Annotated in this window: 11 protein-coding genes; 7 read left to right on the top strand and 4 right to left on the bottom strand. The window is 69.5% G+C overall.

The features are described from left to right. Nucleotides 1-8 precede the first annotated feature (8 nt). Nucleotides 9-1,031, bottom strand: a complete 1,023-nt coding sequence (locus AC3WQZ_RS17350; protein ID WP_492300932.1) for a LysR family transcriptional regulator — start codon at nucleotides 1,029-1,031, stop codon at nucleotides 9-11. A gap of 106 nt (nucleotides 1,032-1,137) precedes the next feature. Between AC3WQZ_RS17350 and AC3WQZ_RS17355 the strand changes: the two genes are divergently transcribed. Next, the gene (locus AC3WQZ_RS17355; RefSeq protein WP_010810839.1) at nucleotides 1,138-2,358 is read left to right on the top strand and encodes an MFS transporter; all 1,221 of its coding nucleotides are present in this window, start codon (nucleotides 1,138-1,140) and stop codon (nucleotides 2,356-2,358) included. Between the two features lie 54 nt (nucleotides 2,359-2,412). Here the strand turns inward: AC3WQZ_RS17355 and AC3WQZ_RS17360 are convergent, their stop codons facing one another. Together AC3WQZ_RS17360 and AC3WQZ_RS17365 are read right to left on the bottom strand one after the other, a co-directional pair. After that, nucleotides 2,413-4,299, bottom strand: a complete 1,887-nt coding sequence (locus tag AC3WQZ_RS17360) for a sensor histidine kinase (protein WP_439672161.1) — start codon at nucleotides 4,297-4,299, stop codon at nucleotides 2,413-2,415. Between the two features lie 9 nt (nucleotides 4,300-4,308). Beyond that, nucleotides 4,309-4,983 (bottom strand): response regulator, encoded by a 675-nt coding sequence (locus tag AC3WQZ_RS17365; protein WP_010810837.1) that lies wholly within the window; start codon nucleotides 4,981-4,983, stop codon nucleotides 4,309-4,311. Nucleotides 4,984-5,265: 282 nt separating this feature from the next. On the opposite strand from AC3WQZ_RS17365, the gene AC3WQZ_RS17370 reads away from it, so the two are divergent. From AC3WQZ_RS17370 to AC3WQZ_RS17395, 6 genes are all read left to right on the top strand, one after another. Then, a complete protein-coding gene (locus tag AC3WQZ_RS17370; protein ID WP_231881464.1) occupies nucleotides 5,266-5,988 on the top strand; it encodes a penicillin-binding protein activator LpoB in 723 nt (240 codons plus the stop codon). Continuing rightward, nucleotides 5,972-6,460: a putative periplasmic lipoprotein gene (locus AC3WQZ_RS17375; protein WP_439669405.1), complete on the top strand. Its 489-nt coding sequence runs from the start codon at nucleotides 5,972-5,974 to the stop codon at nucleotides 6,458-6,460. Before AC3WQZ_RS17370 ends, AC3WQZ_RS17375 begins: the two co-directional genes overlap by 17 nt. Nucleotides 6,461-6,534: 74 nt before the next feature. Continuing rightward, the gene (locus AC3WQZ_RS17380) at nucleotides 6,535-7,323 is read left to right on the top strand and encodes a hypothetical protein (RefSeq protein WP_010810834.1); all 789 of its coding nucleotides are present in this window, start codon (nucleotides 6,535-6,537) and stop codon (nucleotides 7,321-7,323) included. 8 nt (nucleotides 7,324-7,331) lie between these two features. Beyond that, complete coding sequence (locus AC3WQZ_RS17385; RefSeq protein ID WP_011617773.1) at nucleotides 7,332-8,717, top strand: hypothetical protein; 1,386 nt, start codon at nucleotides 7,332-7,334, stop codon at nucleotides 8,715-8,717. Nucleotides 8,718-8,856: 139 nt separating this feature from the next. Next, nucleotides 8,857-9,477 carry an OB-fold protein gene (locus AC3WQZ_RS17390; RefSeq protein ID WP_010810832.1) on the top strand — a complete coding sequence of 207 codons (621 nt, stop codon included), beginning with the start codon at nucleotides 8,857-8,859 and terminating at the stop codon, nucleotides 9,475-9,477. A gap of 298 nt (nucleotides 9,478-9,775) precedes the next feature. Further along, a complete protein-coding gene (locus AC3WQZ_RS17395; protein ID WP_011617774.1) occupies nucleotides 9,776-10,711 on the top strand; it encodes a BON domain-containing protein in 936 nt (311 codons plus the stop codon). Nucleotides 10,712-10,747: 36 nt separating this feature from the next. On the opposite strand, the gene AC3WQZ_RS17400 is transcribed toward AC3WQZ_RS17395, so the two are convergent. Further along, entirely contained in the window at nucleotides 10,748-11,674 is a 927-nt protein-coding gene (locus AC3WQZ_RS17400) for a LysR substrate-binding domain-containing protein (protein WP_010810830.1), read from the bottom strand. Nucleotides 11,675-11,801: the final 127 nt, after the last annotated feature.

Below are 11,801 nucleotides of genomic sequence, written 5' to 3' on the forward strand. Positions count from 1 at the left end.
GAGCAAGCTCATGCGCGACGGGTCCGCTCGCCGCGCTCGCGCCGGCGCGGGCCCGGGCTCCCGACCATGCCCGGCGTGGGAATGGCTTGCCGCATGGCTTCGACAAACAACCTGAGCTTCGCCGGATAGAAGCGCGCATGGGGGTAGACCAGGTAGATCGGCAAGGGATCGGCCTGCCACTGCGGCAGCAGGTGCAGCAGCCTGCCGCTGGCAATGTCGTCAGCAAAGATCCAGGCCGAGCCGACGGCAACGCCCAGCCCCAGCCGGGTCGCCGAATGCAGCGCGTAGAGGCTGTCCGTGCTCATGCGCGGCTGGAATGCGATGCCTTGGCGCGCCTGCGTCTGCGCGTTCTGCAGCACGACCTCGTTGCGATAGAAGGTGCGCAGCGCCAGCCATGGCAGGCCCTCCAGGTCTTCCGGCCGGCGTGGCGGCGGCTTACCCTCAAACAGCGACGGTGCGGCAATGACCGCGCGCGGCACGTCGGCGAGCCGCACCGCCACCACGCCGGGTTCATGCACTTCGCCCACATGGATCGCGCAATCGATGGCCTCGGCGATGAAATCCGGGGTGCGGTCATGCAGCAGCCATTCCACCGAGACTTCGGGGCACTGCTGCAGGTAGCCGGCCAGCGGGCCGACCAGCAGCTCCTGCCCGAAAGCGTGCGGCACCACCACGCGCAACGTGCCGGCCGGCGCATGCCCGACCCCGCGCACGTCGGCCTCGAACATGGTCCAGTCGGCCACCAGTTCCTTGGCACGCTCATAGCAGCGCTCGCCGTCCTCGGTCAGCTTCATCGCATGCGTGGAGCGCTGCAGCAGGCGCACGCCGAGCAGCCGCTCCAGCGTCTGCAGGCGCCGGCTGACGGTGGGCTGGGTCGTCTGCAGCTGCGCTGCCGCCATCGAAAGGCTGCCGGCCTCGACGATGCGCACAAAGGTCTGCAACAGCTCGATGCGGTCGGCGCTGGTGGCGCCGCGGGCGGCTGCCCTGCCCTGCATGGCGGTGGTTCGCTGCGATGCTGGCTGGCGTTTCATACGCATCTCGTATAATCATTGTTCATCCCGCACGTCTACCAGAATCAGCCCGCGTGGACAACACTTCGAGCCATCCAAACCTGCCTGCGGATCTCGCAACCTCGATATGTCCTCTGTTCCCGCCACCCCATCCGCCGCCACCATTGCCAGCCCGCCCCTGCCGGGACGCCTGGTGCTGCTGCTTGCCGTCGGCGCGGGCCTGTCAGTCGCCTCGCTGTACTACAGCCAGCCCATGCTCGGGGTGATGGCACCCGACCTGCATGCCTCCGATTCGGCAACCGGCGCCATCCCGACCCTGACGCAGCTCGGCTATGCGCTGGGCATCCTGCTGCTGGCGCCGCTGGGCGACCGCTATGACCGCCGCCGCATCATCGTGGCCAAGGCAGTGGCGCTGGTCGGCGCCTTGCTGCTGGCGGGCCTGGCGCCCGGCATTGGCGCCTTGCTGGTATCCAGCCTGGTGGTGGGCCTGGCCGCCACCATGGCCCAGGACATCGTGCCCGCTGCAGCGGCGCTGGCGCCCGCGGCGCAGCGCGGCAAGGTGGTCGGGACAGTCATGACCGGATTGCTGCTGGGCATCCTGCTGTCGCGGGTGGTGAGCGGCTTCGTCGCCGCGCACTTCGGCTGGCGCACCATGTTCATGATTGCGGCGGCCAGCATCGCGGCGGTCGCGCTGGTTGCCCGGCGCCAGTTGCCGCGCTTCACGCCCACCACGATGCTGCCGTATGGTGCGCTGCTGGCCTCGCTGGCGGCCCTGTGGCGCGAGCATGGCGCCTTGCGCCGCGCGGCCCTGGCGCAGGGGCTGCTGTCGGTGGGCTTCAGCGCGTTCTGGTCCACGCTGGCAGTGATGCTGCATGGCGCACCATTCCATCTCGGCAGCGAGGCCGCGGGGGCGTTCGGCCTGGCCGGCGCCGCCGGCGCGCTGGGCGCGCCGCTTGCCGGGCGCCTTGCCGACCGCCGCGGGCCGGAGCGGGTGACCCGGCTGGGCGCGGCACTGGCGGCGCTGTCGTTTGCCGCCATGCTGCTGACCCCGCTGGTATCGCCGCATGCGCAGTTGTGGCTGATCGGCGCCAGCGCCATCGGGTTCGACCTCGGTGTCCAGATCGCCTTGGTCGCGCACCAGACCATCGTCTATGGCATCGATCCGGGCGCGCGCAGTCGCCTGAATGCCGTGCTGTTCGTCTGCATGTTCACCGGCATGGCCGTCGGCGCCGCGCTCGGCAGCCTGGCACTGGCGCGTTTCGGCTGGACCGGCGTGGCCGCGCTGGCGAGCGCCGCCGCGCTGGCTGCGCTGGCCGTGCGGCTGACGCCGCGGCGTGGCGCGCGCTGAGCGCCAGCTCCCGGCCTGGCATGCAGAGCCTTCGCGCCCAGGCCGCCCGGGCCTCTACGCGACGGGCGCGATGCCCTCCCCGTCCGTGCCGGCCTCATCGCCGTCTCCCGGCGCCAGCGGAACCTCCACCGTCAGCGCCGTACTGCCCGGCGCCGACCGGATCTGCAAGCGGCCGCCGATGGCCGCCGCGCGCACCCGCATGTTGCGCAGCCCGCGCCCGCCGCGCGTGGCCCCGGTGTCGAAGCCGCGGCCGTTGTCGGCCAGCGTGATCCGGATCACCTGCGCGTCCATGTCCGCGTGGGCGGTCACGGTAAGGGCGGTTGCCCGTGCGTGCTGCAGCACGTTGGTGATGCCTTCGAGCAGCAGGTATTGCAGCTCCTGCACCTTGCGCGCGGTGAAATGCGCCAGCGCGGGCAGGCGCTCGACCTCCCAGTGGATGTCGAGACCCCCATCGGCGATGCGCGGACCCAGGCGGTAGCGCAGGTTGCCCAGCACTGCCGCCAGGTCGCCGCCGGTGTCCTGCATGGCGTCGATGGAAAGCTTCAGCGAATCCAGGGCGTGCCGGACCTGCACGGCGATTTCCGGGGAGCTGGCCTTGCCGGATTCCAGCATCGAGATCGTGGTGACAAGCTGGCTGCCCAGGCCATCGTGCATGTCGCGCAGGATGCGGCCGCGCTCGCGCAGCGCGGTCTCCTCGGCGGCGATCTTCTGCGTGCGCGCGAAGGCCGCGCGCAGCTGCGCCTCGCGCTGCGCGACGCGCTCGGTCAGCACCTGGTTGGCGTCCTGCAGGCTCTGCACCGCGCTGGTGTAGCGCTCCACCAGCATCCACGCCATCACCACGCTGAACGGCACCGACACATAGCGGGTCATGGAATGGACCCAGTAGTAGTCGCCGGTCAGCCAGACCTTGATCCAGTCCGCCAGGAACAGCAGCGCCGACACGCCCACGGTGGCGGCCAGCAGCGTCGCCTCGCGGCTGGGCCGGCGCAATGCGCCCCATACCATCGCGCCGGCCACGGTCAGGATGATGCCCACCTTGACCAGCCAGCTCAGCGGAAAGACCATCGGGTGGCTCGACATCGCGGCCAGCGGCGCGACCACCGGCAGCGCCAGCCACAGGTAGGCGTTGAGGGTGCGGTGCAGCCAGCGCCACGGCACGCGGATCACCAGCAGGCAGAAGCGGGCGATGGCGCCCAGGAATACCTCGCGCGCGGCGGCGACGATATAGCTGCGCAGCTCCGCGGGAATCGCCAGGTCATCGACAAAGTAGTCGAGCAGGCGCACGCTCCAGGCGACCTCGGCCAGCCCGTACAGGCCGAACAGCGGATCGCGCTGGCGCCACCAGATCAGCAGCGCGAGGCCGCCCAGCACGACACTGAGCACCGCCGCAATCAGCGGGCCGACCACGCGCAGGCGGAAGGCCTGCTCGAACTGCGCGCGCACTTCAGCGGCCGGACCCACCGTCACCGGCAGCAGGCCCGAGCGCGCATAGGCGCGCGCCGCCACGGTGATGCGCAGCAGGTTGCCGTGCGCGCGCGCCAGCTCGGGCGGCACGGCCACGTAGTAGGGGCGCTTGGCCAGCGCCGACGAGGGTGCGTCCAGGCGCCCGCCGGCGGCGATCAGCACGCCATTGACGCGTACCTCGTAGCTGCCGCCGGCCCATGGCACGAACAGCCCCCCGGGGTCAGCCGCGGGCCAGTTGCGGTCAAAGCGCAGTTCGTAGGCCAGCGTGCCGGACTTGCCCGGCTGCTCCCGGTCCCAGTAGTCAGGCAGCGTCAGCGGGCGCGCCGGCAGCACCGTGCCGTCGGTCAGCGTGGCCGAGCGCGTGGCCGCGGCCAGTTCCATCGTGCCCGCGGCTGCCGCCACGCCGGACAGCATCAGGCAGGCCCATGCCAGCAGCACGACAAGCACGATCCGGAGGTGGCGCGGCCGATGCAGCATGGGGTGGGGTCACAAGGACTTGAGCAGGCCCAGCTTGGCCGCCTCGAACACGGCCTCGCCGCGCGAGCGCACTGCCAGCTTGCCGTAGATGTTCTTGATGTGCGATTGCACGGTATGCACGCTCAGCCCCAGATAGCGGGCAGTCTCGGCATAGGTATAGCCGCGCGAGATCAGGTCCAGGATCTCGTTCTCGCGCACCGACAGCACCACGGCGCCGGTGGCCGCGGCATCGCGCGCAACCGCCTCTGCCGGCGCGCCGCGCAGCCGGTTCACCACCTGCCGCGCGATCAGCGGGCTCATCGGCGAGCCGCCCGCGCGCAGTTCGCCGATGGAGGCGGCGATGCGGTCCGTGGTTTCGTCCTTGAGCAGGTAGCCGATGGCGCCCGCCTCGATGCTGGCCAGCACGTGCTGGTCGTCGCCGAACACCGTGACCACCATGCAGTCGCAGGCGGGATAACGTTCGCGCGCGGCGCGGATCACGTCGATGCCGCTGCCGTCCGGCAGGCCGAGGTCGCACAGCAGCACGTCGGGCTGGTGCTGCGCCAGCCAGGCCAGGGCCTCCGCCGCGCTGGCGGTGCAGCCTGCCACCACGGTGGCCGGCGCATGCATCTCGACGGCCTGCACCAGGCGGCTCAGCGCCGCCGGGTCATCCTCCACGATCAGGACACTAGTTGTGCTTGCCATGCCTGTCTCTTCCCGAGCCATGCCGTTGTGCCGCCCGTTGCGCCGGGCACGACGGCGGATTCTGACATATCCGTCCGCACCAGGGACGGCCGCGCGGCCTCCCTCAGGGTAAACGCCGCCGCCCCCACCCATCGCACAGTCTGCCGCGGTTTCCCATCCCATATTCTGGGGAGGCGCCTGAATCCACCTGCCCCTATGATCCGGCAAAACAGCCCAATCAGCCGCAGCCAGCAGTGCGGGCAACAAGACAGGCAAACAAGCGGGAATACGGGGAAGACCACCGTGACACATAAGACAGCCGGCACACCGGCCGCACGGGAAATCGGGCATGCAAGGGGGGAGCCCGCAGGCGCCATCCCGGCAACGGCCGCGGTGCGGCTGGCTGCCGGGATGGCCGCGTGCGGGCTGGCGGCGTTGCTGGCCGGTTGCCTGGCCACCGCACCGAACACGGCCGGCGTGGCCGCCATGGAGCTGGACGTCAGCCGCAAGGGCCCGGTGTCCGGCGTCGGCCTGGACGGTCACGACATCGTGGCCATGGCTGACCAGATGATGCGCGACATCCTGGCGCAGCCGCGTTTTGCGCCGGGCAAGGATGGCAAGCGCCCGCGCATCGCCCTGGACAGCGCCAACTTCATCAACGACAGCTCACAGCCGCTGGACCGGCAACTGATCGTGGACCGGCTGCGGGTCAGCCTGAACCGCGCCGCGCAATCCCGCATCCAGTTCGTCAGCGCGCAGACTGCCCTGGTCGAACGCGAGCGCCAGGCCAAGCGCAGCGGCGCCACCGATGCCGGCACGCTGGGCCTGACCCGCGCGCGCATCGGTGCCGACTACAGCCTGTCCGGGCGCATCGGCTCGCTCGACAGCCGCAGCGCCGCCACCGGCATGGTGCAGCGCTACATGCAGATCTCCTTCGAGCTGGTCGAGGTCGAATCGGGCGAGCTGGTCTGGAGCAACATCTATGAATTCCAGCGCGCCGCGGCCGACGATGTGGTCTATCGGTAGGCGCGCCGGCGCGCTGGCGGCCTGCCTGCTGGCGCTGGCTGGCTGCTCCACCACGCCCCCCGCCCATCGCGGCTGCACGCCGTGGCGGCAGCAGCATGAGCGCCCCGCCCTGCCCGTCTCGTTCCTCTCGCCGGAGCTGGCCGACATGGTCGGCGTGCGCGAGCTTGGCATCGCACGCACCGCCAGCGGGCTTGGCTCCGTCAGCGCGGGCCTCTACAACTGCGCCGAATTCGACGTCGCGCTGCTGGTACGCACCCGCTTCCGCCCGCAGCAAGGCGGCACCGCCCCCGAGCCGCCCAGCGCCTGGCGCACGCTGGTGCTGCCGCCGCGCACGCAGCTCGACTACGCCGAGCACGCCGTCATGGCCGGCTCATTGCCGGGTGCGCTCGAAATCCTGGACGCGCAGCGGGCGCAGCAGCCCTACCGCCCGGGCCAGTTCTACCCCGCGCTGCCCGGGCCTGCACGCCCATGACGATGCGTTATGCCCGGTCCTGCCGGCACCCCTGACATCCATCCCGTTCTGCAGCCATGACCGGAGCTTGTTCCATGCCACGTCCTTCCTTGCTGGCGGCCACCCTGGCCGCCGTCCTCCTTGCCGGCTGCGCCGCCCCGCAGATGGCACTGAAATCCACCCGCACCGGCGGCGACAGCTCGCCCCAGGTGCGCGCCGATATGGCCGGCAAGGCCGACCTGTCCAGCCTGAACGTGGGCGATACCGTGGCCGTGTCCCCCGGCAACAGCAAGGTCGTGGTGGCCTCGACCCCGCTGGTCTACACCCTGTATGAAGACGGCATGGTGACCCAGGCCGAAGTCAAGCGGCAGCTGGCGGTCAACCGCAAGGACGTGCCCAGGATCGAATTCATCAAGGGCGAACTGCACCGCGGCGACTTCATCCGCCGCGAGATCCTGCTGGACCTGCACAGCAAGGACCCCGACGAGTTCAACCGCACCATCCACTTCCTGGCCTTCAACCGCGGCGACAAGGCCTTCCGCGGCGACCTGACGGTCTATGACCTGCTGCCCGCCGAGCTGGAACTGGTCAAGCTGGGCAGCGCCAACAAGTACACCGACCAGACCATGGTCAAGGGCGTACTGAGCGGGCTGCCGTTCCTGTCGCTGGTGACGCTGGCGATGGACAACTATTCGAAATCCGATGAGCAGGTGGCGATGCGGCACGAGCGGCTGGACCAGGTGCAGAAGTTCACGTTCCAGCGGGTGGTGCTGGAGCCGGGCCAGGCGATCGGCTTCACCATGAACGTGCGCTACCAACTGCCCGGCGAACAGGAGCTGGCCGATCTGCGTGAAACCGCCGCGCCGCTGGCACAGCACCGCTGAGGCCGGCAATGCGGATCCGCAAGACTGCCCGGGGGATGCGGCGCACCGCCGCCGCACTGGCCGCGCTGGCGCTGGCCGCGCCCCTGCCGGGAGCGGCAGCCTGGTTCGACGGCGAAGAGAAGCGGCTGGCGGCCGAAGCCGACCGCTTCGTTGCCGACAAAGCCGCCGAACTCCAGCGCATCCTGCATACGCTGTACATGGAAGGCGAGTGGAATGCCGTGCTCAACTTGAACCTGCTGGGCCTGGCCGCGATCGAGGCCGGCCAGCCGCGCCTGGCCGGGCGCGCCTTCGACATGGCCGCGGCGCGCATCCTGCGCATCTATGCCGACGACCCCAACGCACAGCAAGCCAAGTCGCTGTGGTCCGCCGAAAGCGTCAAGGACTGGAAGGGCGAACCGTACGAACGGGCCATGACCTTCTACTACCGCGGCCTGCTCTATGCCAGCGCCGGCGACTACCAGAACGCCCGCGCAGCCTTCCTGCAGGCCGACATCCAGAACGCGTTCGGGCAATACGAGCGCTATGACGGTGATCAGGGCGGCTTTGCGCTGATGGCCTGGCTGGCGGCCTGGGCCTCGCAATGCGCCGGCGACAGCGCGCGCGCGGCTGAGCTGGCGGCGCGCGCGGCCAGGCACGCACCGGAGCCGTTCTACGCCCAGCCGCGCGGCACGCTGCCGCGGCACCTGAGCGTGTTCGAGCTTGGCATCGGCCCGGAGAAAGTCACGCTGGGCGACACCAGGAGCATCCTCGGCTTCCTGCCGCAAGGCGCGGCAGGAAGCACGCCGCGCATCGCCTATGCATCGGCGGTGAAGCCGATGGCCTCAGGCACTGCCGCCGACCTCGACCGCGTCGCGCTGACCCGGGGCGGGCGGCCAATCCAGGGCATCCTGGATGGCAAAGCCGTCTTCAAGGAAAACACCGCGACCATTGCCGATGCCGCGGGAGCGCTGTCCTCGGGCCTGGTGAATGCTGCGTTGTCGGGAGCCAACAGTGGCAATGCCGGCCTGGCGCAGGGACTGGGCGCAGCCGGGGCTGCCGGCTCGCTGATCAGCCTTGCCGCGGGGGCGATGTCCAGGGCGGCCAATGCCGAGGCCGATACCCGCTACTGGGCATCGCTGCCCAAGATCGTCTACCTGCAAGGCCTGGCTGCGCCGCTGGCATCGCCGGCCGTGCAGTTCACCCCTGGCGGCGGCGGCAAGCCGCGCTCTGCCCTGCTGCAAAGCCGCCATGGCGAATGCTCGCTGGCCTGGGGCCGTGAATATTCCGCCTTCGATGCCGAGCATGGCGGCGTGGCCAATCCCTCGCCCTGGCCGGCCGAGCCGGTCGAGTCCGGGCGCGAGCGCGCCAACGCGGTCCTGCGCACCGAACTGCTGGCCCTGCCGTTCGGCCAGTAGAACAGCCCCCGTTTGGGGGATATTTCCCACTTTTCCCCGAAATTAGAGCGCTTTTGCCAGTTCTGTCGAATTTTGCAACCTGTACGCTACAATGCCTCGTCGTCAGCCGACGGGGCTGGCGGATCTGGAGAAAAACAGAATGAAGACGGGAAAACTGGTGGTAGGGCTGGCGCTGGCCGGGTTGCTGGCGGGCTGTGAATCGATGGACGGCGCAATGTCCTCCATCAGCGGCGTGCTCGACGGCACCGGCGACGTGCTGAGCGGCGACTTCCGCATGCTGGCGGATCCGAAGCCGGCTTCGCTGGGCGATATCTGGTCGGACTGGAAGAAGAACGAAATCACCGCGAAGAAGAAGTGGGATTCGCAGGCAATCCTGGTATCGGGTACGGTCTCCCGCATCACCAAGGTGGATGGCCTGGGCAAGTCGGACGACACCATCGCCGTCTACTTCAAGGACTCGGTCAATCCGCAGTGCACCGGCAAGGCGCTGATGCGCGACGCGCTGATGGTCAACCAGAAGAAGATCAGCAACCTGCAGACCGGGGACAAGGTCAACGTCACCGGCGTGCTGGCGACGCGCGATTCGGAAATGGCCAACAGCAGCAATACCGAATGCTATTTCGCGTTCAGCAAGTCGAAGATCGAATCAGCGGCCAATACCACGGCAGCTGCCGGCAGCGCGGCCGCTCCCGCCAAGGCAGCCACGACCACCAAGTCGACCAAATCGACAAAGTCGACCAAGACCAGCAGCACGAAGTAAACCAGCCAAAGGCGGCGACGGGCGGCAGTATGGCCGCCTCGCCCCAGGCTGCGCGTCTGGCGTCCCTGCCTCGCACCATGTGGATCCTGCGGCACGGCACGCCCGTCCGGCCCTGCATCCCTTACAAGCTCTGAAACCGTTGCACGGTAGCGCACGCCAAAGTGCCGCAAATCCCCGTCCGCGGGCCCCCCCCCTCCACACGGTACGAATCTTGCCCCTTCCTGATTACCCGCCAGCGGTTCGCGCACGGCATGTGCGCCCGCACATGGCGCCACACGCACACTGTCAGGAAAACAGCATGGGCTACTACTACGATGAGCGCAATGCGCGCAACGCGCGCCAACGCCGCCAGGCATGGCAGGACGATGACTGGCAACCTGAATCCGAACAGGAGCGCTGGCAAGCGCGGCGTCGGCGCCAGCAAATGGCCCCGGGACAGACCAGCTACGGCGGCCCCGCCCGCCCGGACCGGGATTTCAACGAAGCGTACGGCGCCCGCAGGTACCCGGCACACCCGTCCGGCGAGCGTTACGGCAGCAACCTGCGCTACGGCCTGAACGGCGGCTATGGCTGGGAGCGTGCCAGCGAATGGCGCGACCCGCAGGCGTGGCAACGCGACGACGACAACGCCGAGCGCCAGTGGCGCCGCAGCGCCGAACGCGCACGGGATCCGCGTGAATCGCCGCGCACGCGCGGCCATGACACCCACTTCGGCGACCTGCGCAGTGACACCCGCTACTGGGTCGACCCGCACGAGGACTGGGAAGAGAAGCAGCGCTATGAAATCCGGCGCCACAGCCCGGGCTACCGGGAATATGCGCAGCGCCGCGGCTGGGAAACCGACAGCCCCGATGACGAGCGCGAAGGCTCGCATGGCGTGCTCTACAACCTGGGCCGCCGCATCGGCGAAGCCGTGGGCGACTGGTTCGGCAGCTCCGAACGCCGCACCGGCCCGCGCGGCTACCAGCGCAGCGACGAGCGCATCCGCGACCAGATCTGCGAGCAGCTCAGCTACGCGCGCGGCGTTGACGTCAGCGACGTCAGCGTCGACGTCAGCGAAGGCGTGGTGTCATTGACCGGCACCGTGCGCGACCGCGGCCAGAAGTTCTATATCGAAGACCTGGCCGACGGCACCTACGGCGTCAAGGAAGTCAACAACGACATCCGCGTGCGCCGCGAGGCCCCCGAAGCCCGCAGCACCAGCGATGTGACCGGCAGCACCTGGCGCGGATAACGCCAACGGTGGCGGGGGCCCCAGGCCGAGATCGGCCTAGGCGCCCGCCACGCCAACCTCCGCCGCCAGCCGTTCGCGGATAAACCCCAGGAACGCACGCACACCCTCAGGCAATGTGCGGCCGGCCAGCGTCTGCAGTTCGACCGCGCGGCTGCGCATGCCGCGCTCCCGGATCGAGGCGGCGTGCAGTTCACCGCGGCGCAACCTGTCGCCCACGGTGACGGCGCCGGAGATCGACAGCCCGCCACCGTGCAGCACGAAGCTGGTCAGGGTCTCGAAGTGGTTGGTCACCAGCACCGGCTCGAACACCACCCCGCGTTCGCCGCAAGCGATGTCGAACAGCTGGCGCACGGTGTTGTCGCCCTCCGGCAGCGCCAGGGGATAAGGCTGCATCTGCGCCAGCGTGACGCTGCGAAAGCGCGCCAGCGGATGGTCCGGCCGCATGATGGCGATCACCGGCGCGGGCTGCCGGTGCTCCACGCGGATGCCCTGCTCCGCGGCGCGGCTGTAGGTGATGCCGATGTCCGCATCGCCATGCAGCACGATGCCGGTGACCTCGGCCGGCGACGCCACGCGCACATGGAACTGCAGGCCCGGATAGCGCTGGCGGAATTCGGCAATGATGCGCGGCAGGAACTCGATCGCAAACCCCGCCGAGCTGGCCACCCGCACCCGGCCCCGGCGCAGGCCCTGCAGCGCGGCAATCTCTGACACCACCCGATCGGCTTCCAGCGCGCCGCGCAGCGCATAAGCTGCCAGCAACTCCCCGGCGGCACTCGCCACCATACCACGCGGCCGGCGGTCGAACAGCGGCACGCCGAGCAACGCTTCGAGCGCGCCGACCTGGCGGCTCACGGCCGACACGGTGACATTCAGCCGCTGCGCCGCCTCGGTCAGCGAGCCGCTGCGTATCACCTCCAGGAAATAGCGCAGCGAGGTTTCCTGCAGGCGATGCGACAGCATGGGCGGCTCCGGGGGCTGGTTTGCGTTTTACGCAAGGATATTTGAAAAAATCATCGATTGCGGGAAACCGTGCGCCGCCCGTATGCTTTTTCCCGACACCACAGGAGACCCCCGAGCCATGGCGCCC

This window comes from Cupriavidus sp. FW305-26, from assembly GCF_058787975.1.